This window comes from Rufibacter sediminis (assembly GCF_014269285.1).
In the GTDB taxonomy this organism is placed as follows: Bacteria; Bacteroidota; Bacteroidia; order Cytophagales; family Hymenobacteraceae; genus Nibribacter; species Nibribacter sediminis.
Genome location: NZ_JACOAF010000008.1, coordinates 248639 through 274786, shown reverse-complemented (window position 1 = coordinate 274786; position 26148 = coordinate 248639). Strand labels below are relative to the sequence as shown.

Here is a 26148-nt window from a genome sequence, read left to right as displayed (position 1 = left end):
AATATCGCTAATAATTAACATAATAAGACAAATAACGACTAAGCATTACCAATCACTATTACCAAATTGATTACTGAATTCCACCTCCGAGATGGCTGACTCCGTTTCGGACCTGTTTTCTGAAAAACAGACCCGAAACAGGATTACTTCGCTTCTTTGACCGGTTGAAAGGTGCTCTCGGGCGGACCCAGGTAGCTTGGTTTCAGGCCGCCAGCGTCCACGACAATCTTCTGCAACACAATGCCGGAGTCTACCATCCAGAACTTGAGCACGTGCTCACCCGCTTTCTTCAGTTGGTGTTTAGAAATGGTGAGGTTGAGGTTATTACCCGCGTTCTTGTTCCACTCCCTGTCTGATTTATCCTGATGGATGTTGATAATCTGCGGGGCTTCGTCGTCAAAAGAAATGGCGTAGCGTAAGCCTTGGGTGTTGTGGAAGTTCAAGGTGGGCGACAAGAACACCTGCACGCTCACTTCTCCCTCCTGCTGCAGGTACATTTTGTACTCCAGATGCGGGCTGTTGCCGCCGGGCGTTTGGCTGGAGGCGGTTACCGGAAGAGTGGTCATCGCGGAACCCGTGCGGCCTAAATCCGGGATGAGTTTCCACTGGATATCATTGGCATTCACCGCGCGGGTGAAGTGTTCGGCTTCCATAGAAACGTACCCATTGGCTTCGGCAAAACCTTCCAGCTGGTTTGGTTTGGGCGAGGTTGGGTTTTGAACTATCGCCTGCACCACCACTTTCTTGCCGTTCGGCCCCGTGATGGTGAGCGGTACCCGTTGGGTGCCCGTGGGGGCCTGTGCCCAGTCAACGGTTACCCAAAGACGCTGCTCTTTTGCCACGGTACCAGAAGGTTGAGATACCTTCAGCCAGGGGGCACCAGACGTTATGGAGTAGGTGACTGGTTGCTGCCCGCGGTTAAAGATTTCCAGATAATGCCCCTGCTTGGCGAAAGGGGAAAACTCCGGTAAAACGGCGGTTCCCTTCTCCTGCGGCCACCACTTGTCTGAGCCTTCAATGGCCACGCCCATGTCTGCGGCGTTGGGTAAGGTCAGGTTTTTCACTTCGGGCATCACGTCTTTTTCGGGTTGCTGCCAATACGTGTAGCTGATGTGGGTTTGGGACATCATGTGGTTCCACTTGCCTCCGGCGATGTCTTTGTGGAAGATTCTGGTCAATTCCGCATCGCGGTCAAAAAGAGCCTTCACCTTTGCAGCCAGTTCATTGGTAGTGGCTCTGCCCTGCTGAGCATACAACCGGTTCAGGCCCGTGGTGACGTGGAGCTCGTTCAGGTTGGCACTTGCCTGCACCGGAAACAGTACCAATTGGTAATAAGCATCCCGGTACTGAGCTGGCAACACTTTGTTAATCTGCTCGGCTTCTTGGGCCAGACGGTTGTAATCGGCTACAATTCTTTCGGCTTCCTGGTAATTGGTGAGGCTGTAAGTATTTGGGGCCAGTAGTTCGGGTTTACGGCGGGCGTTGTACTTGGCGTATTTGGCAAGGATGTCAGCAATGGCGGGGGCGTGCTCTGCGCCAAACTGACGCTCGGCCCACAGTTGGGTGTACTCCTCCAGTCGCTCAGCGGGCCATTTTTCAGGGTTCCAGGCGTAATCCAGGAAGAACTCGGTGGGGAATTCCATCGGTTTGATGTCGCCCACGTTCACAATCCAGATGCGGTCTGCTTTGTGTTGGTAGGCCAGGTGCATCTGCTCCCAGATGCGGGGCAGCGGATTGGTGTTAATCCATTTGTAGTTCCGCGGGCCGCCTACGTAGTCAAAGTGGTAGTAGATGCCGTAGCCGCCGGAATGCTGTTTCTCGCCTGGTTTCGGCAACTTACGGATGTTTCCCCAGTTGTCATCGGCTAAGAGCAGCGTCACGTCATCGGGTACGCGCATGCCTTTGTCATAGTAATCCTGCACTTCTTTGTAAAGCGCCCACAGCTGCGGCGTTTGAGAAGCAGGTTTACCGGTAACGTCAGCGATAATCTTGCGTTGGTCGGCCACAATTTTCTCCAACAGCCCGATGTTGCTTTCCTCACTCATGGGTTCATCGCCGTCGCCACGCATACCCACGGTCACAATGTTCTCGAAGCCGTTCATGCGTTTGATGCCACCGGTCCAGAATTCACGCAGCTTCTCAGCATTGGTATTGTAATTCCAGGGACCGGAACCGTAGCGGCTCCACTCAGCGTGGGCACGGGCCAGCGGCTCGTGGTGCGAGGTTCCCATCACTACGCCGTACATGTCGGCTACCTGCGGGCTGATTTTATCATCGTCGCTGAAAGCGTTGCCCCACATGGCGGGCCACAGATAATTGCCTTTCATGCGCAGAATGAGTTCGAACACTTTCTCGTAGAATTTGTGGTTGAAGCCCCCGAACTGCTCTTTAGACCAGTTGGAAAGTGCGGGCGCTTCGTCGTTGATGAAAATACCACGGTACTTCACGGCTGGGGTTCCTTTGGTGTGACGACCTTCAGCCACGTACAGGTTTTGCTGCTGCTTTACCGGCACATCGGCCCACCAGTACCAAGGCGAAACGCCAATTTGCTGCGACACGTCATAGATGCCGTAAATGGTGCCGCGTTTGTCGCTGCCCACAATCACGAGGGCCTCGTCTACGCCTTTCATGGGCTTCTTCACGGTTTGCACCACAAACGTCTCCCACTTACCGGCCAGGTCTTTCACGTCCAGTTTCTTGCTTTTCACCAATTGGTCAATGAGCGGACTTTTACCCAAAGTACCCACCAGCACCAAGGTCTTCGCTTTAGGCGCTTTCTTGCCCACGGTCAAAGCAGGTTCTGTATTGGTGACGCGGTTCATATCAGCTTGCAGGTCTTTCAGAGCTCTGATAACCCCGGGAAAATCATTCTCACTGATATAAAAAGGAGCTGCTTTTCCGGCCGCGAACAGCGGAAAGGCGTTATTTTTCTTCTCACTGGAAATGTAAGGGGCATCATCTACCGCGAAGGCGGCGGGGGCCAGCAGCACTCCTACTAGCAGCAGTAGCAGCTTGTGCCAGGCAAGCGGCAGAAGAAGTTTCCTTTGGGGGGCGGGTTGCGTTCGGGGAAGTGTACTCATAAGATAATCAATTAAGATGGAAAGTAATTCTTGGCGTTGTAGTAGCAGATATCCTGCACGATTTTGCCAATCCAGGGCAAATCCATGGGCAGCAGGCCGCGTTCCATGTCTTCGCCCAACAGGTTGCAGAGCAAGCGCCGGAAATACTCATGGCGCGAGTAGGAAAGGAAACTGCGGGAATCGGTGAGCATGCCCACGAAACAGCTGATGAGCCCCATATTAGACAAGGCGTTCATCTGCTCCTTCATGCCCTCCAGATTGTCCAGGAACCACCACGCCGAACCGAACTGCATCTTGCCTTTGATGCCGCTGCCCTGGAAGTTCCCAATCATGGTGGCGAAGGCCGCGTTGTCAGCGGGGTTGAGGTTGTAGATGATGGTTTTGGTGAGGCAATTCTCCTGCTCCAGCTGGTTGAAGAACGCGGACATGGTATGAATCTGGCTGTAATCCCCGATGGAGTCATACCCCGTATCAGGGCCGTTTACCTGAAGCATGCGGCTGTTGTTGTTCCGGATGGCGCCCACGTGAAATTGCTGCACCCAGCCCTTGCGGTAATACATCTTGCAAAGCTCCAGGAGCAGGAAAGCCGTAAAGGCCTCCAGGTGCTGACCTGCCTGCTGGTCGTTCCCGGCCAGCACATCCTGGAAAATACCATCCAGGTTGACGGAGGCCGACGAGATACTCGGCATGTTAGACAGGCCGTGGTCCGCGATGCGGCAGCCGTGTTCGTGAAAGTAGTGGACCCGTTTCTCCAGCACTTCCAGCAAGGTGTCCAGGTTGAAGATTTCGGTTCCGGAGACACTGGCCAGCAGCCGGATGTACTCTCGGAAGGAATCCCCGCCCGCAAGGTTGAATACTTTGTCTGGCCTAAAAGAAGGCAGCACTTTCGTTTTGAGGCTACTTTCGGCTAAAGACCGGTGAAACGCCAAATCATCGGCAGGGTCATCGGTGGTACCCACCATCTCCACGTTGAAGTGCGTCAGCAGGCCTTGCGGCGTGAACTCCGGTTTTTGCAGCAGTTGGTTGCAGTGGGCGTACACATCTTGCGCGTTTTGCTCCGTCAGGAGTTCGTTTACGCCAAACGGGTTCTTCAGCTCCATGTGCGTCCAGTGAAACAGCGGATTCCGCAAGGTGTACGGAACGGCTCCTGCCCATTTCAGGAATTTTTCCTCGTCTGAGGCAGTACCGGTGATGTACTTTTCATCGATGCCCAGGGTACGCAAGGCCCGCCATTTGTAATGGTCTCCCGCCAACCAGATGCTGGTGAGATTAGAGTAGTTCTTATTCTCGGCAATGACCTGCGGCGATAGATGGCAGTGGTAATCAATGATGGGCAACTCTTTGGCGTACGTATGGTACAGTTGCCGGGCCGCGTTGGTGTACAGTAAAAAGTCCTCCTGCAGGAAAGGCCCTGCAGAAGGTTTTGTGTTACGAGAAGCAACCGGGGAAGAAGTGATGATGCTCTCTGACATAGTAATGTAACTTAAGAAGGGTAAACGGTTCTTTCAATGCCCATTTCCAAACCTCGCAGTTCGGCTAGGCCGCGCAGCCTGCCAATGGCAGAATAGCCCGGATTGGTTACTTTGTGCAGGTCATCCAGCATCTGGTGCCCATGGTCTGGCCGGAAAGGAATAGGCTCCTGCCGGGTACGGTTGATGGCCACCAATTCTTTCATGACGCCGTACATGTCCACGTCGCCGGCTAGGTGGTCAGACTCATAGAAGTTGCCATTCTCGTCTTTCTTCACGTTGCGCAAGTGCGCGAAGTACACGCGGTGGCCTACGGATTTCAGAATCTCCACCGGATTGTTGTGCCCTCCGGCGCCCAGAGAACCCGTGCAGAAACAGATGCCGTTGGGCTCCCGGTCTACCCGATTGATGATAAACTCCAGGTCTTCCTGGTTGGAGGCAATTCTGGGCAAGCCCAAAATTGGATAAGGCGGATCATCGGGGTGGATGGTCATTTTGAGGCCGTTTTCCTCACAAACGTCCATAATCGATTCTAGGAAATACGCCAGGTTCTCGCGCAGACCCGCGTGCCCGATGTTCTTGTAAATCTCGATGCTCTCCGTCAAGTGCTCCAGCGAAATGTAGCCTTCCATGGGCACGCCCATCCGGATGATTTCACTTAATCCGTCCAACTGCTCTTGGCTGTATGAAGCATGACGTTCTTTGGCTTGCTGCACCACGGCCTCGGCGTAATCCTGCTCGGCTCCTTCTCTTTTCAGGATGTACAAGTCAAATACCGCCAGGTCGGTCCAGTCAAAGTAGAGGGCTTTGGCTCCGTTCCACAGTTCCAACCCTAAATTGGTTCTGGTCCAGTCCAACACTGGCATGAAGTTGTAGCAGATGGTCTTCAAACCTGCCGCTGCCAGGTTGCGGAGCGATTGGCGGTAGTTTTCCAAAAACTGCTCATAATCGCCGGTGCGGGTTTTAATGGATTCGTGCACGGGCACGCTTTCCACGACCGCCCACACCAGGCCAGCTTCTTCTATAATGCGTTTGCGTTCCTGGATTTCCTCTAAAGGCCAAACGGCGCCGTGCGGCACGTGGTGTAAGGCACTCACAATACCGGTGGCACCGGCTTGTTTCACATCCTGTAGGGTGACGGGGTCATTGGGTCCGTACCATCTCCAGCTTTGAAGTAATGACATAACGTGATTCTTTAAATATGATGTATGCTTACCTGTCTGTGGTAAGTCATGGTGATGAAGAGATAAATGGTTTGCCTGTGTTTTTAGAAAAAGAGCCTCAAAACACCCGTTTCCAACTACTTGGCTTTCACCGAGGCGGAAGTTTCGTAAATCGGATCTTTGCCCTCGTAGTTAAACCAATCAAAGGTTGCTTTTCCAGTGGAGGGCTTGCCTTGTGAGGTGGCATACATGCCTAACGTTACGCCCACAAAGCCACCTGCCGTGCGCGTGCTCAGGAAGGTTCCGTCCACGTTGTCTTTTAGCAAAGTCCAGTCGCCTTCTTTGGTGCCGTAGTAAAATGCGTACTGGCCGGCTTTGAACTCCACTTTCAGGTAGAGCGGCTTTTTTGAGTCTTTGCTTTTCAATGAAGCCTCGGCCAGAACGGTTGTTTCCGGACTGCCCGGTTCAGTTGCCTTTAGTGACTTCCGCAGCTGCACTACTTCTTTGCCGTTGGCGATGGTCTTGCCTAAAGCATAATAATGCTGCTCACTTTGTATGGCGGCCAGACCGGCGAATTCATCTGCAAACGCTGGTTTGAAATCCATTTTAGTGCTGGCATTCCCGTAGTTGTGTTGTTGCCTTCTGGCAATGAACGAAGGCACATCTAACCCAGATATTGTTTCTGGTCTTACATCCAGCGTCAGGCTTCCGGCTGGTTTGCTCAGGCTGTACCACGGGGTACGGGGGGTACGGAGCATCAACCAGTACATAGGCAGTTTGTCTGCTTTGAAATCTTCTCTATAGGTAAAATTACCGTTTACCGGAAGTTTGGGAGCCTTTCCCAGGGGTAAGTTAGGCCGTTTATAAGAATACTGCACCTCCTCATGGTCTGGGTTAATGATGGGCCAACCGTCTTTCCAGGTCACGGGAGCTAGGAAGGTTTCACGGCCAATGTTGTAATGGTCTTCGGTATCATAGGGGCGCGTAGCCAGGAATACAGCCCACCACTCGCCGTTCTGCGTCTGCACCAAGTCAGCGTGGCCGGTGGCCGAAACTGGGTTCTTTCGGTTGGCCGGTAAGTGGCGCTGCGTCAGGATGGGGTTATTCGGGTTAGGGACATAGTCCCCGTTCACTTTTTTGCTTCTCAGGATTACCTCAGAGTGGTTCACACTGGTCCCCCCTTCGGCCGCCATCAGGTAGTAATAGCCGTCTTTTTTGTAGATGTGCGGACCTTCAATCCAGACTGGTTTTTTAGATAAATCCACCCCGCCGTTTACCAGAATAATAGGTGCGCTGGTCGTTTTAAGGTTCTTGTAGTCAAACTCCTGCATCTTGATGGTTCGGTGCCCATCATAGAGCGGCTTGTTGTCGGGGGCATCGCTGTTGTAGATGATGTAGGCTTTTCCATCCTCATCAAAAAACAAGGAGGGGTCAATGCCCTGCACATCCTGCAGCCAAACCGGGTTAGACCATGGGCCGGCCGGATTGGTGGCGGTCACCACAAAATTCCCGCCCCGGTCAATCAGGGTGGTGACCATGTAATACACCCCGTCATGGTAAGAAAGAGTGGGGGCAAAAATGCCTCTGGTTATGCGGTGCTTGTCCAGGTTCAGTTGCTCCGGCCGGTCTAGAATGTTGCCAATCTGGTTCCAGTTCACCAAGTCCTTGCTGTGGAAAATAGGAACGCCCGGATAATAGGCGAAAGAAGATAGAATGAGATAATAGTCTTCTCCTACCCGGCAGATAGCAGGGTCTGGGTAGAAACCGGTTAAGATAGGATTCAGGAACTTCTGGGTGTCCTGTGCAGCGATTGGCCTGTTGAAAAGGCAAATGCAACAGGTAAATAACAAGAACGCTTTTTTAAGAAGACTTTTCTGATTCATGTGCATGTTTTATTATAGGGGTGATAGTTCGGTAATGCCCGCTTATGTGCATCACACTGAACACGTACAGCAAACCGTCCTAATTAGGACAAAAATCTGTTTTGGTATGGTTGCGATAATCTTTTTCAAATTACTTTTTGTTTTTTACATCAGCAGAAGGGCACTTTGCTAAACTGCTAGAAATAAGACAGGTATCTTTTCAAACACATTACTGCTCTGGCTGCTTAGCTTTTGCGACACGCCGGTAAACCTTCTGTATCGAAATAAGGTTAGGCTTCTCTCATTTACCAGTTATTTTTCAGATTATGGGATGATAACACCAAAGTCATTATCTGTTTGTATCTAATTCTTCTTAGCAGGGGTTATTGAATCGTTAACGTTGAGGTGTTGCAGCACGGTCCTGTGGTTGATCGAAAAAGGTAAGCGGCCGTATAGCTTGTAGGAAATCTAAATCATATACAGGTCGTTCAAGTTCAGCTGGAATTGGTCTCCTGCTAAATTGCTGAAAATACAGCAAACAGGCATCTTTCCATACCTGAGCGTCCTTGGCTTGGCGTCTAAGTTTGCTTTGCACATGGGAAAACCGTTCCTCATCTATGTAGCCCTGCATTTGGTCCCAGTTTTTCTGGAATTGCCTTACTTGTTGCACTCCTTTGTCATAATGCAAACACAGCTCGTCCCATAATGTATGGCCGCTTTTCATTTTATAATCCCAGGGAAGGTGATGGAACCACAATAAATAATTTTCAGGACAGGTTGCCGGATCATTAAATTGCGAAGCAAGTGGTTCGTGATACTGGCTTACCGCATTGGTGCCGCTTTTAGTACGGTCGAAACCAATCCCAGCTGTATCAGCCTGGTGGTAGTAAAGTGAGGTCCAGTCGGGCCTTGCGCTTTTAGGGCCATACCACGGTCCCGGACCATAATGTCCGAATGGAGAGAAAATGTGATGAAGGCCTAGGGGCATCATGTAGTTAACGGCTGCTTCCCGGCTTTCCAGCATCATTTGTTTGGCAGGCACCAGAAAGTTACGCTCCCATTCTTCCCCCACCGCTTTCGTTTTGCCTTCAGCAGAATTTGCAAAAGTTAATCTTAACCATTCATCAGCGATTTGTTCGCTGGTTAATTTATTGTTCCAGGCCAGCCGCCCGAACGCATACCAGTTAGCCTGGGCAAAATGATGGCCTGACCAAGTTGAATCAAGCCCGGTATTAGCTACTCCGGCAATTGCAGTATGTTTCTGATTATAGATACTGCCGTCGGTAGAGCGGGCCACTGTACTGCCCGGGCCTTCCTGGTAAGTATCGCTTTTTAACAACTCTTCCCACATCGTAGATAAAAACACCAGGTGATTAGAGCGCCCCAGATATTCTTGTGTTATTTGTACTTCAGGCATAACAGAGGTTTTCTTCATAGCGCCAAAAAGCGGGCTGAAAGGCTCCCTTGGCTGAAAGTCAACCGGCCCGTTTTTCACCTGAATAATTACGTTATCCCGAAACTTCCCGTCGAATGGCATAAATTCCAGATAAGCCTGCCGGGCTCTGTCTTTTTCGGTGGGGCTGTATACAAAGGCGCGCCACATAACAATGCCACCGTAAGGCTTTACAAGATCAGCCAACATGTTTGCCCCGTCAGCATGGGTACGACCAAAATCCTGCGGGCCAGGCTGTCCTTCACTATTGGCTTTCACTAAAAAGCCCCCAAAGTCTGGTATCAGCGCATATATTTCTTTCGTTTTTGCCTGCCACCATTTTATTACCTCCGGATCAAGCGGGTCTGAGGTTTTTAAGCCACCCAACCTTACCGGCGATGAGAAGTTCACCGAGAGGTAAGTTGTAATTCCATAAGGTCGCAGTACATCGGCAATTCCTTTTACTCGGGCCAAAGCATCTTCTTTGAGGACTAGCGGCGAAGCGTTTACATTATTCACAGAACTACCGTTTAACCCTACTGAAGCAGAGGCACGCGCATATTCCTGCCAAAGCTTTCTGTCATTTTCGGTGACGGCTAGGTCATTTTCTCCCCGCCAAAAGATTGAGCGGCCGGCAAATCCCTGTTCTACTGATCCGTTTAAATTATCCCAGTGATTGAGTAGCCGATGTTGATAAGATGGGTTTGAAACTACTGAAGTTACCGGCTGATTGGTTTGTTGCCGGCGAAGCAACTCAAAAACGCCATATAAAATACCTCGCTCGGTACTTGCTGTAACACCGCTGCCATCAATCCGGAAGCCATCGTCTTTGATAGATTTATCTTTCTTGATAGTTAGCTTAACAGTACTATTCGCTTTTCCTGACCAACCCTGTTGCAATTCCTTTACCGCATTGTTTAAGATAGCCGACTTCTTTGGAGAAACTACCTTTACAGGCACGGCGCTTTTTTTACGGAGCCACAGTTCATGGCCGTCTTCGGCTTTTAAATCTAGGATTATAAATAGAAAGAAAATGCTAAAGAAAATCATTTTCATTGTGATGATTCTTTTTTTCAATTTGCCTCCGTTTTAGTTGGTGAAAATGAATATGATTGAAATATACAAGCAAGGTTTTTCTTGGCACCTAATCTGTTTTCTGACACCTATTCCACCTTTACCCCGGCACCTACTTTCTTCCATTCCTAGTAAACCATGCAGCAATACTCAGCTTTTCTCTTTTATTCCTTTTTATGAAGAGAATTGAAACTATGAAAGCTTATTTAAGCGGGTTAACTCAGATAAAAATATCGCTTGGTAAAGCACTAGAAGCTATTTGCCTTTCTAACTTTTGACAGGCTTAAAGGACAAAAAAAATTGGCTGCCCAAAACGGGCAACCAACCTTTTTATCCTTTATAAAATATATTATTTATATCCTGGATTCTGATAAGCAGCTTTTTCTGCTACGCTCATATCCATGGCATCTAACTGTCCTTGCGGGATAGGACGAAGATAGTGGTAGGGCTGGATATTACGTGTTACAGTAGTAGGTGTATGGTCACCATAGTTATTTCCGGCAATTCTGTAGGTAGAAGCAAGCTCTTCCCACTTTTGGGTACGAGTCAAATCAAACCAGCGGTAACCTTCTCCATAGTACTCACGCGAACGTTCTTCCAGAATATAGTTGATATCAATAGTTGCTGGAGTGGCAGCCACCATTGCTGCGCTATTATCCGCAACCTTCGCTTGGTTTCCGTTGTTATCCCAGCGCCACTTACCCGCGCGAGCACGGATAACATTGATCAACTCTCTGGCACTCTTACCAGCTTGAACAGTTGCACCCTTAACAGCAGCTTCGGCCGCTACAAAGTAAAACTCTGAGAACTTGGCAATGTTGAATGGCCGAGTACTTGCCGCATTTGGCTGTCCTAAGCCTCCGCCATTGTCAGTGCGGTAGACTCCAAGCTTCCAAAGCCCAGGATACACAATTCTGCTTATGTCATTTGGTCCAATCACAAAATCAGCTCTTCCAGGCAACTCTCCTGCACCAACATTACTTTTACCTGCCCCAGTAGGATAACTAATAGTTGTCGCTGGCTGTTCATCCAGGAAAGTGAGGATTGCACCACCCGGTTGAACAGGCAAACCATTGGCGTTGTACAATACAGGGGCATTAACCCCAGCTTTAGGCCAGTTACCCCGGTAAACGGTAGTAAAGGTGCCGTCATATCGGGAATCATTTGTTTTGTCAGCAAAAGTGTTTGTAATGGCGCCGATGGTTGGAGCCATACGGGTCCACGGACGTCCCAACGCCTGTACTGCTTCACGCTGAACAGAACTTACAGTACTAGTCCAGTTGGCATTAAGCGAGCTTCTGATGTTAGTATAGTTCCAAGTCATCATCCAACCTGCGAAGTTGTCTGGTGCCCCACCACTGCCAAATGTTAGACTTCCCCCATTATAAAACTCACTATTCTCTGTATGGTCAGCGTACAGCAGAAGTTCTTTGTTTCGGTCATTTGAGGCTACATTCACATCATAATACGTTTCCTGAAGGCCGAAAGGTCCTGGATTATCAATTCCTGCAACTGCCATATCGTATGCTTGCTGGAAATACCATTGAGCATTATGTCCATCAGGGTCAGTACGGGGAGTTTCTGGATATGTAGGGATGTTCTTCGGGTTTTCAAGCCACCAGCCGTAGGTTAGATAAGCTTTTGCCAAGAAAAGACGGGCTAGCGTTTTGGTAGCACCACCGGTTACTCTTGGAGTAACTGGCAGTTGTTCTACCGCTCTTATTAAATCCGGGAATATGGCTTTGGTATATACTTCAGGTACTGTGTTACGAACAGATTTTCTTGAAGGGTTTGTGTTGAACTTCAGTTCTCCCGCGCCCAGATCTAAAGGTACGCCCCCAAATGTTCTTACCAGTTGAAAGTAGTCGAATGCGCGGAAGAACCTTGCTTCGGCAATTATCGCCTCCGGTATTGTACCTATTACCGAAGCATTTTCAATAATACCATTGGCAGTGTTGATGTTAGAGAAGGCAGCCCCCCATAACACATCGGCACGGCTGTCTGTGGGTGTAATCTCCCCTTGGCCAGACAAGTCCATAACTTTAAAGTTCTGGTCGGCACTTTGCCCGTACGTTACTTCATCAGTACCAGTTTCTAGGGTATTATAATAATAAGCTTGACCGTATATGTAGCGCAAGTGAGCATACTGTGACGTTATTCCGCCATAAACTCCCCTTTCGGTCTGGAAAAATTCGGGTGTAAAAGTAGAGCGAGGCTGCTCTTCGAGGATACTCTCGCAAGAACCCAGAAACAACGTTGACATCAAGGCTGCTCCTACTAAAGTTTTTTTATCTATGCGTATCATTACAATCTTTTATTAAAACGTGACATTCAAACCTACCAGATAATTTCTCGTGGAAGGCGTGTTCGTGCCTATCGTCAGCAGACGGCTTGGAGTACCACTTGTTACCGCCACATTTTGGTCGGCGTAAGAGTTGGTCTCAGGGTCCATACCTGACTCTCTGTGGTAAGGAGAGAAAAGCACAAATGGGTTCTGGGCTGTAGCATAAAAGCGCAGATTACTGATTCCAACTTTTTGCAGCCAATTGCTGCTTTGGAAATTATACCCAAGTGTAATAGTCCGTATCTTCAGGTAGGAAGCATCAAAGTATCCTAATGTACTAGCATATTTTGGGTTGTCGCCACTTCTTATGCCTGCTGGGTTTGGATACTTGGCTCCCGTATTTTCCGGTGTCCAATAGTCTACATCTACGTTTCCGCGGCGTCCGCTCAACATATTAAGGTAGCCTTGCGCTCCATAAAGTGTGCTGTTCAGAATTCCACCGCTTTGGAATGCCGCCACAGCAGTCAGATCAAAGCCTTTGTATCCTACGCGTGTGTTGAAGCCACCCTGGAAATCAGGATTTGCGTTCAGAATTTGGCGGTCATCTGCATTGATTTGTCTTACCGGCGTACCATCGGGGTTGTAACCACCAGTATATTTTACCTTGATCATACCAGCATTGCCGCCTGGCTCCAGAATGCTCCTGTAAGGATCTTCCTCCTGCCATAGACCTACTTTTTCAAAATCATAGATAACATTGACAGGGTGGCCTACAAACAACCAGTTATTTCTGTCTTCGCCTGCTCCTGAAGCAAGCGATACAATTTTGTTGCGGTTGCCATATACGTTCACACCGGCTTCCCATGTCCAGCCATTAAGGTTGTCCAAAATCACGCCATTCAGTGAAAGTTCAAGGCCTTTATTTTGTGTTGCGCCTATGTTGGCTGTATAGCTGTTCACTCCGGAAGTAGGAGGTAGACCAAGGCTCAGCAGAATATCATCAGTATTTGTGACATAGTACTCTACTGTACCAGTTAAACGGTTATTCAGAATCGCAAAATCCAAGCCGTAGTTCCAGGTATTGGAATACTCCCATCCTAATTGAGGGTTAGGCAGTTGTGTTACATAGTATCCGGTTGCAAAATCATCAGGCCCAAAGTTGTAGGGTCTAGTTTGTAAAAGTCCAAGGGTAGAATATGGAGGAATAGCTTGGTTAGAAGTTTGTCCATAGCCCACACGCAATTTTAACATATTGACAAGGCTAACATCTTCCATAAACGACTCTCTGGCGATGTTCCAGCCAACAGATACGGCTGGGTAGGTATTCCACTGATGTCCTGGAGCAAGCCTAGAGGAACCATCAGAGCGTACTGTGGCACTGATCATATAACGGTCGTCATACGAATACATAGCACGTCCCATCCAGGATAATAATCCCCATTTGGAATACTGCTGTTCATCGGGGTTAACAGTAATTTCTTCGGCAGCCCGTCCTAAGTTGTAAAACTGGAAAGCGTCTGAGGGGATATCTCTTCCTGCTATGCGTGATCTGTCATATTGCTCCTGCGAGGCAGAGTATAATCCTACTACATTTACGTTATGTTTCCCAGCAAAGGTACGGTCATACGTCAGCAGGTTTTCAATGGTCCAGTTAGTTGTTTGTGCATTGCTAACAGACGCTGATGAAAAGGTCATTGGATCAATAGCGTTGATTCCTGCTCCGGTATAAGCACCTCCTTGGCTCTGACGGTAATTTAATCCCAGATTAGCACGGTACTTCAACCCCTCCACTCCAGGGATCTGTACTTCGCCGTAGATAGTATTGTAGGTAGCAAAGGCTCTGGTTTGGCTTAGCCATAGATCATCTAACCCACCACTTTCTAACATGTCTCTTGTATACAACCATGTCTCATCTAATGGCATTTTGATGGTTCTTTTTAAAGTTCCATCTGCATTGTATGGACTGGCGAGCGGCGACAAGCTTAGGATGTTATACAAGCCCACGTTGTTACCTTCTGTCAAGTTATAGTTATTGTAGGTTGTGAAGCCAACCCGGAAACGTTTACCAATTCCCTGATCAAGACTACCACGTACAGAATAACGGGTAAACTGTTGCGTAGGGATAACGCCTTCATCCTCAAAGTAACCTACGCTGAAGCTGTAGCGGCCTTGTTCCGTTCCACCCGAAACACCTATATCATGGCTCGAGGTGATGCCGGTTTTATACAACATATCTTGCCAGTCCGTGTCTACCCCCTCAGCCTCATCCACACCTAACTGGCCTTTAAACTGCCCGGCAGCCTGACGCAGTGCGAAAAGCTCTGGCCCGCTCATCATGTCATATTTGGCGAAAACTTCTTTAACCCCATGGAAACCATTGTAGCTTACCTGGGGCTTTTGACCTGCTTTCCCTGATTTGGTAGTTATCAAAATAACACCGTTTGCGCCACGTGAGCCATAAATGGCTGTTGCCGAGGCATCTTTCAGGATATCAATGCTATTGATATCGTTCGGGTTAATATCAGAAATAGCCCCAGGAAAAGGGATTCCATCCAATACGACTAGTGGATCATTTCCACCAGAGATCGAGCGCGTACCGCGAATACGGATTTGCATGGAGGCGCCAGGCTGAGAAGATGACTGCGTGAACTCCACACCTGGCAAACGGCCTTGCAAAGCCTGTGTAATGTTACCAGATGGCACTTTTGTAATTTCTTCTGCACTGATAGAGGCTACTGAGCCAGTTACAGCCTCAGCGCGCTGGGTACCGTATCCCACTACCACCACCTCTTCAAGAGTCTGCTGATCTGCTGCCAAGGTAACATTGATCGTGCTTCTGTTATTAATAGCCACCTCCTGAGGAATATACCCAATAAAGGAATACACCAGAGTACCGGTTCCATTCGGAACGGAGAGCGAGTAATTTCCTTCCACATCCGTGGGAGCTGCCGTAGTGGTTCCTTTCAGAAGGACGGTCACGCCAGGCAGACCTCCGCCGGTCTTGTCGGTTACTCTCCCGGATACGGTTAGGCTCTGCGCCATCGCCGATACACTCATCAAGAGAGAAACCACCAGCAGTAGGGCGAGTTTCATGTTTTCAGCCCCAGAACGACGAAAAATCGTGGACCTGGGAGTTTGAGTAATATTACCTTTCATACATAGATTTTTTTAAGGTGATAGTGCTACTAAAGTGAGGTAAGGTTATAGGTGCAAGTAAAAAGGTGTGGGTGTTTAGTTGTTGTCTGTTGTATCATCAAGTATGCATTAGCTAAAATTTCTATCATTCTTTGTTTAAAGCTTAGTAACAAACCCAAAAGCTACTTATAATTCACTAGTAAGGAGACTGATCAAGGTTTTGGAAGCATATTATTTGAAGCCAACGATGACATAAAGCCTGTTTGCCTTATCCATTCCTCGTTCCTGTCTACAAACTTGAATATTATTTTCTACGATTGCAACCGATTTCATAATTTTTTTTCGAAAAACCAGCCATATCGCACCTCGTTTTTTGAAAAATTGTGAAACAAAGAGAATTTCAGGTACCTTTATGAAACAAGTTTCAGAAAACATCCCGATGCAAGTTGCCGTTGCAGTAAATTCTCTCTGCATATCGTCTATGCATCACCTTTTCAGATAAGTTTATAGAGGATTATAAACAAAAATGACCATTTACTCTATTAGATGGAGTAAGGTTACGGAGGCTTGCGAAAATTGTAATTGAAACCGATTGCATATATATTTGTTATTGGAAACACAGCAGCATGGAGAAGGATATTACTATATATGACATAGCACGGGAGTTGGAGCTGTCTCCTACCACCATCAGCAGGGCGTTGAACGACCACCCCTCGGTTAACAAAAACACCAAGCAGCGCATCTCTGAGGCGGCGGCTCAGATGGGCTACCGTTCTAATCTTTTTGCCAGTAACCTAAGAAAGCAACGCACTAACACCATCGGGATGATTGTGCCCCGGCTGGACAGCCCCTTTCATTCTGCCGTCATTGCCGGTATTGAGAAAATCGCCAATGAGGAAGGTTATAACTTGATTATAAGCCAGTCTCTGGAAACTCTCCACAAAGAAGTGGCCAATGCCAAAACCATGTTCGATAGCCGGGTAGATGGCCTGCTGGTATCCCTTTCTTTTGAGACCGATTCGCTGGAGCACTTTGAGCAATTCATTAACCGCGGTATTCCGGTGATTTTTTATGATCGGGTAACCGAACATAAAAACTGCACCAACATCATCATTGACAACCTGCAGGCCGCCTACAAAGCCACTACCCATTTAATTGAGCAGGGCTGCACCAACATTGTCCATATCACGGGTAACTTGAAACGGAACGTCTACGCCGACCGGCTCAAAGGGTACAAGTATGCCCTGATTGACCACAACCTGCCGTTCACGGAAAGTAACGTGCTCAAGAGCCAGTTAACCGAGGAAGCCGGAAAGCTGGCGGCTGAGCAGATTCTTGCCATGAACCCTTTGCCAGACGGAATCTTCGTCTCCAACGACACCTGCGCGGTGAGTTGTCTCAGGACCCTGAAACAAGCGGGCATCTCCATTCCAAGGGACATGGCGGTCATCGGGTTCAACAATGACTTAACCTCTCGGGTAGTGGAGCCCAACCTTACCACCATCAATTATCCAGGCCAGGAAATGGGCGAAGTGGCCGTGCGGGTGCTGCTCATGCAGATGAACGGAACCGGGGAGAAGATTCCGAGCAATACCATCAACCTCAGATCAGAGTTAATCATCCGGGAATCTTCGCTCAGAGGCAAAGCTTCTCCTAAAAAGAAGGACATCCTTCTCTAAAGAGCCCGTTTGCCTGTTTTAGGCCTGTTTTTCAGAAAACAACCCTAAAACAGGCAATACCTATAAATAAGCCTTCCGGCCTTTCGTTTACATGCATCTTAAGCCTATGAAGAAAGTACTCCAATTCTCCCTCCTGTTTATTGCCTTCTTTTGCCATTTGAGCCTCAAAGCGGAAGACGGTTACCGGTTATGGCAACGCTATGACCAGCTCCAGAACAAAGACCTCCTGAAACAATACCGCCAGAGCCTGAATGGGGTGGTGGTGCAGGGCTCCTCTCCTACGCTCACCGTGGTGAAAGAAGAACTGGAAATGGGAATGGAAGGCCTGCTGGGCTCCTCCATCACCATCGCAAACCAGCTTCCTAAAAAAGCAAGCCTAGTGGTAGGTACTCCCGCCTCCTCCCCCATTATTAAAGAGCTAGGGCTGGAGCAGAAACTGAAGGAAGTGGGTCAGGAAGGCTACCTGCTGCTTTCCCAAAAGCACAAAGGAAAGAACCACACGGTGATTGCCGCCAACTCAGACAAAGGCGTGTTGTACGGCACGTTCCATTTCCTGCGCTTGCTGCAGACCCAGCAGAACATTCAGGCGCTCAACATTAGCAGCAGCCCTAAAACCAAGTTGCGTATTCTGAACCACTGGGACAACCTGGACCGCACCGTAGAACGCGGGTACGCCGGTTTCTCTATCTGGGACTGGCACAAACTGCCTGACTACATAGACCAACGGTACATTGACTATGCCCGCGCGAACGCCTCCATCGGGATAAACGGCACGGTGCTCACCAACGTGAACGCCAACTCGCTGGTGCTTACCCCGGAATACCTGCAGAAAGTAAAGGCCCTCGCCGATGTGTTCCGGCCGTACGGCATCAAGGTGTATCTGACGGCCCGTTTCAGCTCGCCCATTGAGTTAGGCAAATTGAAAACCGCTGATCCGCTGGACCCGGCCGTGAAAGCCTGGTGGAAAAACAAAGTGAACGAGATTTATACCTATATTCCTGATTTTGGCGGCTTTACGGTGAAAGCCAACTCAGAAGGCCAGCCCGGACCGCAGAATTACAACCGATCTCATGCCGATGGCGCCAACATGCTGGCCGAAGTGCTGGCTCCCAAAGGCGGCATTGTGATGTGGCGCGCCTTTGTGTATGACAACAACGTGCCCGATGATCGGCACAAACAGGCGTATACTGAGTTTAAACCGTTGGACGGCACTTTCCAGGGCAATGTGATGGTGCAGGTGAAGAACGGCGCCATTGACTTTCAGCCGCGGGAGCCTTTTCACCCGCTGTTCGGGGCCATGCCGAAAACGCCGCTCATGATGGAGTTCCAGATCACGCAGGAATACCTGGGGCAAGGCACCCACCTGGCGTATCTGGCGCCTATGTTCAAGGAAACCCTCACCGCTGACACCTACGCCAAAGGCAAAGGCTCCACGGTGGCCAAAGTGGTGGACGGAAGCCTGGACAACCACGCCATCTCCGGCATGGCCGGGGTCGCCAACATCGGGAACGACATCAACTGGACCAGCCATCCGTTTGGCCAGGCCAACTGGTACGCTTTCGGCCGCCTGGCCTGGGACCACGAGTTAACCTCGGAAGGCATCGCCGATGAGTGGATCAAGATGACGTTTTCCAGCGCACCTTCCTCACAGGCCGCTATAAGAACGATGATGATGGGTTCCCGCGAGGCGGTGGTGAATTACATGACGCCGATGGGCTTGCACCACCTCATGGGCTGGAGCCACCACTACGGTCCGGGTCCCTGGATCAAAGACAAACCGCGTGCTGACTGGACCTCGGTGTATTACCACCGCGCAGATGAGAAAGGCCTCGGGTTTGACCGCACCAAGACCGGCAGCAACGCTTTGTCGCAGTACGCTCCGGAAGTGCAGGCGCAGTGGGGCAACCCCACCACCTGCCCAGAGGAGGTTTTGCTGTGGTTCCACCACGTGGCCTGGGACGCGAAAACGAAATCGGGCCGCACCCTTTGGGACGAACTGTGTTACCGCTATTCCGGCGGCGTAGACTCCGTGCGGGCCATGCAGAAAACCTGGAACTCGCTGGAAGGGCAAATCGACAAAGAAAGACACCAGCAAGTGAAGCAATACCTGGCCATTCAGGAAAAGGACGCCCGCTGGTGGCGCGATGCCTGCCTCCTGTATTTCCAGACATTTTCCAAGAGACCCATCCCGCAGGAACTGGAAAAACCGCAGGGTACTTTGGAGCAGTTTATGAAAATCGAGCCCAAATTCGCACCGGGCATTTAACTTAGAAAGCACGTCTTATATCATGACCGAACAAAACGCAACCAAAACCGCCATCGTGACCGGCGGCGCCTCGGGCATCGGCCTGGCCATTGTAGAGAAGTTTATCCAGCAGAATATCAAAACCATCGTCATCGGACGGGATGAGCAGAAACTGAAGGATGTGAAAGAGAAATTCGGGGAGCTTTGCATCACGGAGTCCTATGACCTGAGCAATCTGGAGGGCATTCCGGCGCTGGTGGAAAGACTGGCCCAGGAGCACGGCAAACTGGACATTCTGGTGAACAACGCGGGCATCAACCAGAAAAAGCCTTTTGTGGAGGTTACCGATGAGGAGTTCCAGCGCATCAATACCACCAACGTGACGGCCGTTTTCGCGCTGAGCCGTGAGGTGGTGAAAACCATGCTGCTGCACGGCGAAGGTTCCATCATCAACATCAGTTCCATGGCCTCGCAATACGGCATCCCGAAGGTGATTTCCTACACCGCTTCCAAATCGGCGATTGAAGGCATGACCCGCGCCATGGGCACTGAGCTTTCGCCTATGGGCATTAGAACCAATTGCGTAGCCCCGGGCTTTATCAGAACGGCCATGTCTGCTACTGCCATGAACAGTGACCCTGAGCGGATGAACAGAGCCCTAAGTCGCACCCCGATGGGGGATTTCGGCTCTCCCGCCGATGTCGCCGAAGCCGTGTATTTCTTTGCCTCAGATAGCTCCAAATACGTGACCGGCACCGTGCTGCCCGTTGACGGCGGAAACTCCATCGGGTTCTAAGACTCCTTTCCATGGCATTTGCAGTAAGCAGAAGGCCCGGTTAACTCCCCTCCCTTTTCCTCCCGGAAGAATCTTGTGCGTCAGCCGGAAAGCTGATTAGCACACCAGAATCCATCCGGGAGGAAAAAATCAACGACTCAACGACTACAGCCTCCTTTCTGTTTTAAGCCTGGTTTCTCAAAAATTGGTTAAAAACAGCAGAAATTTACTTTTCCAGGAAAAATTTAATACCTTTTTCTTTTAATGCCAACGTTGGCATATAGAATCAAAGCCAAGTATAACTGACCATTAGAACGCCCATGAGAAAGAGTAGAATTGTATTTACGGCGAGTCTGGCCATAGCGGCGCTGGGCTGCGTATCCAGCACCCTCAACCAGGGACAGCCTTCGCTGAAGCAGATCTTCAAAGATGATTTTTACATTGGGGCGGCCCTGAACTACCAACAGGCCAGCGGCAAAGACCCAAAGGCCGAAGCGATTCTAGCCCAGCACTTCAGCACCATCACCCCGGAGAATTTGCTCAAATGGGGCAGCGTGCACCCTCAACCCGACACGTATAACTTCAAACCCGCCGATGACTTTGTGGCGCTGGGCAAGAAGCACAAGCAGTTCATTGTGGGCCACACCCTCACCTGGCATCAGCAGACTCCCAATTGGGTGTTTGAATCGGAGCCCGGCAAACCCGCCACCAAGGAACAGCTGCTGAAACGCCAGACCGAGCACATCATGGCCGTGGCCGGTCGCTACAAAGGCCAGATCAACGGCTGGGATGTGGTGAACGAGGCCCTGAACGATGACGGCACCCTGCGCAACAGCAAATGGCTGCAGATCACCGGCGAAGAGTATTTAGCCAATGCCTATGCCACCGCCCGCAAAGCCGATCCCAAGGCCGAACTGTACTACAACGACTACAACCTCTGGAAAACGGCTAAAGCCGATGGTGCCGTGAAACTGGTGAAAAGCCTGCAAGCCAAAGGCCTGAAAGTAGACGGCATCGGCATGCAGGGCCACTACGGCCTCGAGAACCCATCCATCCAGCAGATTGAGGAAAGCATCATCAAGTTCTCGAAAGTAGGCAAAGTGATGTTCACCGAGCTGGACATTGACGTGCTGCCCAATCCCAGCAACCGCCAGGGTGCCGACATTGACGCCACCTTTGAGTTCGACCAGAAATACAACGTGTACACTACCGGCTTACCGGCAGAAGTGGAACAAAAACTGGCGAAACGCTACGCCGAGCTCTTCGCGCTCTTCCACAAGCACCGCGACAAAATCACCCGCGTCACGTTCTGGGGTGTCACCGACCGTGATTCCTGGCTGAACGACTGGCCCATCAAAGGCCGCACCAGCTACCCCATGATCTTCGACCGCAACTACCAGCCGAAGCCCGCCTTCCACGCCATCGTGAACGCCATGAAGAAGTAACCTAGAAAGCTAAGATCAACTTTTCAGACAGCAGTTGACTTCAGCTTCTCTCCTTTTATCTATCGCCCCGGTTTAGCGGCCGTTTTCTGAAAACGGCCGCTAAACCGGGGCGATTTTCTTTATCAGAGTCTGTTAAGTAAGATCAAAAGCAGGTAACTCGCCTTTGCTGCGTGTTTTCACCAGCAAACGGGACGGCCCCTGAGCCTGGATTATTGATGAGAGCACCAACAAGTTCGGTAGTAGGAATGTTGATTTGTGACATAGAACAGCACTTCTCTCTTGTCATCCTGAAAGGATCTTGGAAGCAAACGGTAGGAACGTTCATTAAATAACAGAACGAGCACGAAAACGCCAATACTCTTGCGCCATCGTGCTCGTTCTGAATATTGATTCTGAAGGCACGGAAGTAACTTCCGCGCCATAGTAGGCCATAGAAGTATATATTGGTCTATATAGCCTGATCTAACCAAACATCTTCCCTCCTATACCCACATTGCGTTTCTCGGCTATTTTCATAAAACAGCCGCTAAGACGCAACTCGTCGTTGATAGGTATTACAGCGTAAGTAAGCTTACAGTTTCTCCAGTTGCGCTTCTTCCAGCTGAATCAAGTCCTGCAATAGGTCCAGGGAAACTGCGCCTGGCTTTCCGTCTCCAATGGGCTGGCCGTCCACGGCCACAATGGGCAAAACCCGTTTGGTGGTACTGGTCATGAACGCCTCTTTGGCCCGGGCGATGTCCTCCAAGGTCACGGTTCCCTCTTCTACTTTGTATTTCTTAGCGGCCAGTTCCAGCACGTTCTTGCGGGTAACGCCCTTCAGGATTTCCTGCGCCGGGGTGCGGAGTATGTTGTCTTTCGTGACCAGAAAGAAGTTACTCCTCGGAAACTCAGACACCACGCCTTGCTGGTGGTACAAGACATCGTCGGCGGCTTTGGCTTTTACCTGCTGGATCAGCCGGATGCCCATGCTGTAGTTGATCGTCTTGGCGGCCGCCAGTTCCCGCACATATTCATGGGTGATGACCTTGATGCCAGTGGCCAGTTGCGCCTCAGAGGGCAACGTGAGCGGCTGCTCCAGGATGATCAGGTTCGGCGGCCCGGGGTTATAGCCGTTCTCAGAATATCCGCCGGTTAAAATCATCTTCACGCCGGAATCAGTCAGGCCGTTCATCTGGATGAGCCTGGTTAAGACGCTGGTGAGTTCCTCTTCCGAGAGCGGCACCTCCAGCCCCATGAGCAGCGCCGAGGCGTAGAAACGCGTCAGGTAATCATTCAGGAAAAGGGGCTGGCCCTGGTGCGTCTTGAAGAAGTCGAAGATGCCGTAGCCGCGCTGGATGGCCAGGTCGCTTACGTGGAGGTAGGCGCTGTCCAGCGGCAGAATTTCATCGTGCAGATACGCGTACAATTTATGGTCTGATGACATGGTGTTTCTTTAAAATCTCTAAGGTTTTATCCAGAGGCAGGGCCTCTACTTTGTTTTTGTCTTTCCCAACGGTGGTTTCGGCTTTGAACAGGGAGTTGAGAATGGCCTCTTCGGTGGCTTCAATGGTGGCCATGAACAGCGGCGACATTTCATCGTTGCGCAGCAGCGTCATGGTTTGGGTTTTCTCCCGACTTTCATACGGAATCCGGAGAGCCGGGTGCGCCGAAAAAGCGATGACGTAATCGCCGCTGCCGTTGGACACAATGCCGCCGGTTTTCCCCAGGCCCAGCATGGCCCGTTTCGCCATCCGTTCCAGGTTGCGGGCATCCACGGGCGCATCCGTCGCCACGATGATCATGCACGAGCCATCGGCCTTCTTCAATATCTGCTCCCGGAAGGAGAAGCGTTCCAGTTCCTCCCCTACCGGTACCCCGGCCACCTGCAGCACGCCCCCGAAATTGGTTTGCACCAGCACCCCCACGGTGTAACCGCCCAGACTGGCCGGAAGCTGCCGCGAAGAGGTCCCGATGCCGCCTTTGAACCCGAAGCAGACCGTGCCGGTGCCCGCGCCCACGTTTCCTTCTTCCACTGGCCCGGATTTAGCCTTCTGAATGGCTTCCAGCACGTGTTTCTCGGTGACGTGTCGGCCCCGGATGTCGTTCAAGCCACCGTCGTTGGTTTCGCCCACCACCGCGTTCACCGATTGCACTTTCTCGTTGCCGGGCAGCTGCAGGGTGTGCGTGATCACGGCGTTCATGGCGGTGGCTACGCCCAAAGTGTTGGTCAGGATGATAGGCGACTCCAGATTACCCAGTTCCTGCACCTGCGTCATTCCCGCCAGCTTCCCGAAACCGTTGCCCACAAACACCGCCGCCGGCACTTTCGCCTGGAACAGATTACCCGCATGCGGAAGAATGGCTGTTACCCCTGTCCGGATGTCCTGGCCTTTATTCAGGGTGACCTGGCCCACCTGCACGCCGGGCACATCAGTGAGGGCGTTGAGTTTCCCGGTGGGCAATACGCCAATCTGAATGCCGTACTCCCGCACCCGTTTTCGGTCTTGGGCGTGGGAAAAACCAGTGACGTTCATCATCAGAAAGAAGAGAAGCAGGAACCGTTTCATGCGCTTGGGAAGTAACCGGGGTAAATCTATTGGTTCTGCGGGAATAAAGCTTCCTTTTACGGAAAACACCCGGGCGTTTTAGGGGCATTTTTCCAAAAAGAGGCGCAAAGAGGGATTTCATTTTAGCCCCGGATGAAGTATCTTACTACAAAATCCAAACGAATGAACAGACGTAATTTCTTAAGAACCGGTTCTTTGGCCGGCATCTCCTTTTCAGCGCTGGGGCTGGGCGCCTGCGCCACCTCGGCCAGCAGTACGCCACCGGCCAAGCAAGCAGCTGCCCCAGCAACCGCCGCTCCCGCGTCACCTGCTGCTTCCCCAACCGACTTCCAACTGAACGAAGTGACCATTCAGGAGCTGCAACGCAAGATGCAGAGCGGCGAACTTACCTCCAAAGCCATCACCCAGCTTTACTTAGACCGCATCCAGGCGGTGGACAAAAGCGGCCCCAAAACCAACTCGGTCATTGAAGTGAACCCAGACGCGTTGCAGATCGCCGAGGCGATGGACCAGGAACGCAAAGCCGGCAAAGTGCGTGGTCCGCTGCACGGCATTCCGGTGATGGTGAAAGACAACGTAGACACCCATGACAAGATGAGCACTTCGGCGGGTGCCCTGGCGCTGGCCCAGAACAAAGCCGCCAAAGATGCCTTCATTGTGACGCAACTGCGGAACGCCGGAGCCGTGCTCATCGGGAAAACCAATCTGAGCGAGTGGGCGAACTTCCGGTCTACGGAGTCATCCAGCGGCTGGAGCGGCCGGGGCGGCCAAACCAAAAACGCCTACGTGCTGGACCGCACACCCTGCGGCTCCAGCTCCGGATCAGGCGTGGCGGTATCGGCGAACCTGTGCGCCGTGGCCGTGGGTACCGAGACCAACGGCTCCATCGTGTGCCCCTCGGCCGTGAGCGGCGTGGTGGGCTTTAAACCTACCGTAGGGCTGGTGAGCCGCTCCGGCATCATCCCCATCTCGCATACGCAGGACACCGCCGGCCCCATTGCCAGAACCGTCGCCGATGCCGCCATTCTGCTGAGCGTCTTGGCCGGCGTAGACCCGAACGACAGCATTACCAAAGAAAGCACCGGCAAAGCGCACCCCGATTACACCAAATTCCTGGATGCTAACGGCTTGCAGGGCAAGCGCATTGGCGTGGAGAAATCGTTCCTGAAAGGCCATGTGGCCATTGATGCGTTGTTGCAGCAGGCGCTGGAGCAACTGAAAAGCAAAGGCGCTACTATTGTGGAGGTGGAAGTGATGAAGCAGATCAGGGAAGTCTCTGCCAACAGCTTCAAGATTCTGCAATACGAGTTCAAGGATGGCGTGAACAAGTACCTGGCTACCGCTAATGCCCAAGTGAAAACCCTGAGCGATGTCATTGAATTCAACAAGCAGCATGAAGCCACCTCTATGCCGTTCTTCAAGCAGGAAATTCTGGAGATGTCTGACAAACTGGGCGACCTGAACACGAAGGAATACAAAGAGGCCGTGGCCAAGCAGCTTTCCGGCTCCAAGGCGGCCATTGACAAGATCATGAAAGACCACAACCTGGATGCCATCACCGGCCCCACGTACGGTCCGTCCTGGTGCATTGACCTGGTGAACGGCGATTCCTTTACCGGCTACGGTCTCTCTACCCCGGCGGCCATTTCGGGGTACCCGCATATTTCCGTGCCGCTGGGGCAGGTGCAGGGACTTCCCGTGGGCATTTCCTTCTTCGGAAGGGCGTATTCTGAGCCACAGCTACTGAGCATTGCCTACGCCTACGAGCAGGTGTCCAAGCACCGCAAAGCCCCGCAGTTCCTGAGAACCACCAATCCGTCGTAAGCTGTTTTAGGGCCGTTTTTGAAGAATCAGGCCGAAAACGAAAAGCATGAAAGCAAAAGGCCTGAACGATTTGTTCAGGCCTTTTGCTTTCATGCTTTTCGTGAGCTTTCATTCTGGGGCTAGTTTTCCGAAAAC

The 26148-nt window shown here is 50.9% G+C and carries 14 protein-coding genes; 5 read left to right on the top strand and 9 right to left on the bottom strand.

Going from position 1 to position 26148, the window contains the following annotated elements; translation table 11 throughout:
* Positions 1-143: 143 nt before the first annotated feature.
* The 7 genes from H7U12_RS03950 to H7U12_RS03920 all read right to left on the bottom strand — a co-directional run bounded on the left by H7U12_RS03950 (position 144) and on the right by H7U12_RS03920 (position 15520).
* Entirely contained in the window at positions 144-3080 is a 2937-nt protein-coding gene (locus H7U12_RS03950; protein WP_186633189.1) for a glycosyl hydrolase 115 family protein, read from the bottom strand.
* 11 nt (positions 3081-3091) lie between these two features.
* Entirely contained in the window at positions 3092-4552 is a 1461-nt protein-coding gene (gene uxaC, locus H7U12_RS03945; RefSeq protein ID WP_186633186.1) for a glucuronate isomerase, read from the bottom strand.
* Positions 4553-4563: 11 nt separating this feature from the next.
* The gene (gene uxuA, locus H7U12_RS03940; protein WP_186633182.1) at positions 4564-5733 is read right to left on the bottom strand and encodes a mannonate dehydratase; all 1170 of its coding nucleotides are present in this window, start codon (positions 5731-5733) and stop codon (positions 4564-4566) included.
* 116 nt (positions 5734-5849) lie between these two features.
* Positions 5850-7595 carry a glycoside hydrolase family 43 protein gene (locus H7U12_RS03935; protein ID WP_206683863.1) on the bottom strand — a complete coding sequence of 582 codons (1746 nt, stop codon included), beginning with the start codon at positions 7593-7595 and terminating at the stop codon, positions 5850-5852.
* 373 nt (positions 7596-7968) lie between these two features.
* A complete protein-coding gene (locus tag H7U12_RS03930) occupies positions 7969-10083 on the bottom strand; it encodes an alpha-glucuronidase (RefSeq protein WP_241749104.1) in 2115 nt (704 codons plus the stop codon).
* 346 nt (positions 10084-10429) lie between these two features.
* Positions 10430-12385, bottom strand: coding sequence for a RagB/SusD family nutrient uptake outer membrane protein (locus H7U12_RS03925; RefSeq protein ID WP_186633176.1), 1956 nt, complete (start codon positions 12383-12385; stop codon positions 10430-10432).
* A gap of 12 nt (positions 12386-12397) precedes the next feature.
* A complete protein-coding gene (locus tag H7U12_RS03920; protein WP_206683862.1) occupies positions 12398-15520 on the bottom strand; it encodes a SusC/RagA family TonB-linked outer membrane protein in 3123 nt (1040 codons plus the stop codon).
* A 605-nt stretch (positions 15521-16125) separates the two neighbouring features.
* Between H7U12_RS03920 and H7U12_RS03915 the strand changes: the two genes are divergently transcribed.
* The 4 genes from H7U12_RS03915 to H7U12_RS03900 all read left to right on the top strand — a co-directional run bounded on the left by H7U12_RS03915 (position 16126) and on the right by H7U12_RS03900 (position 21643).
* Positions 16126-17178, top strand: a complete 1053-nt coding sequence (locus tag H7U12_RS03915; RefSeq protein WP_186633173.1) for a LacI family DNA-binding transcriptional regulator — start codon at positions 16126-16128, stop codon at positions 17176-17178.
* Positions 17179-17284: 106 nt separating this feature from the next.
* Positions 17285-19444, top strand: a complete 2160-nt coding sequence (locus tag H7U12_RS03910) for an alpha-glucuronidase family glycosyl hydrolase (RefSeq protein ID WP_186633170.1) — start codon at positions 17285-17287, stop codon at positions 19442-19444.
* Positions 19445-19466: 22 nt separating this feature from the next.
* Entirely contained in the window at positions 19467-20219 is a 753-nt protein-coding gene (locus tag H7U12_RS03905; protein WP_186633167.1) for an SDR family NAD(P)-dependent oxidoreductase, read from the top strand.
* A 299-nt stretch (positions 20220-20518) separates the two neighbouring features.
* Positions 20519-21643 carry an endo-1,4-beta-xylanase gene (locus H7U12_RS03900; protein ID WP_186633164.1) on the top strand — a complete coding sequence of 375 codons (1125 nt, stop codon included), beginning with the start codon at positions 20519-20521 and terminating at the stop codon, positions 21641-21643.
* 571 nt (positions 21644-22214) lie between these two features.
* Here the strand turns inward: H7U12_RS03900 and H7U12_RS03895 are convergent.
* Both H7U12_RS03895 and H7U12_RS03890 read right to left on the bottom strand, forming a co-directional pair.
* The gene (locus H7U12_RS03895; RefSeq protein ID WP_186633161.1) at positions 22215-23066 is read right to left on the bottom strand and encodes an aminotransferase class IV; all 852 of its coding nucleotides are present in this window, start codon (positions 23064-23066) and stop codon (positions 22215-22217) included.
* Complete coding sequence (locus H7U12_RS03890; RefSeq protein WP_186633158.1) at positions 23050-24189, bottom strand: DmpA family aminopeptidase; 1140 nt, start codon at positions 24187-24189, stop codon at positions 23050-23052. Before H7U12_RS03890 ends, H7U12_RS03895 begins: the two co-directional genes overlap by 17 nt.
* A gap of 162 nt (positions 24190-24351) precedes the next feature.
* On the opposite strand from H7U12_RS03890, the gene H7U12_RS03885 reads away from it, so the two are divergent.
* On the top strand, positions 24352-26013 hold the full coding sequence (locus H7U12_RS03885; protein WP_186633155.1) for an amidase: 1662 nt from the start codon (positions 24352-24354) through the stop codon (positions 26011-26013).
* Positions 26014-26148: the final 135 nt, after the last annotated feature.